Annotated in this window: 1 protein-coding gene; it reads right to left on the bottom strand. The window is 69.9% G+C overall.

What is annotated here, in order from left to right:
- Window positions 1–269: hypothetical protein (locus tag QRT08_RS18455; RefSeq protein ID WP_286047460.1), on the bottom strand; the 269-nt coding region annotated here is incomplete at both ends.

Raw genomic sequence — 269 nt, 5'->3', positions numbered from 1 at the left:
CGCTCGTCGACGTCGGATCGTACGGCACGTACTTCACCGTGCCGGTGACCGAGATGACGAAGCAGTCGCCCGCGGCGAAGTCGGTCGCGCCGTCCGCCAGGGTGAACGAGAGGCCGCCGGCAGAGAAAGCGGCGCCGATCGTGCCATGGCCGATCGTGACCCCGGCAGGATCCTCGAGCGTGAACGCGCCGGCGTTGCCGACGGGCTCGATGACGACGAGGCGATAGTCGCCCTCGCGGGCAGCGCCGCCTACGGTGATCGCGCTGAAC

It is taken from the genome of Halalkalicoccus sp. NIPERK01, from assembly GCF_030287405.1.
Lineage (GTDB): Archaea > Halobacteriota > Halobacteria > Halobacteriales > Halalkalicoccaceae > Halalkalicoccus.
The sequence above is the reverse complement of the archived record's forward strand: the minus strand, read 5'-3'. Positions and strand labels throughout refer to the sequence as shown.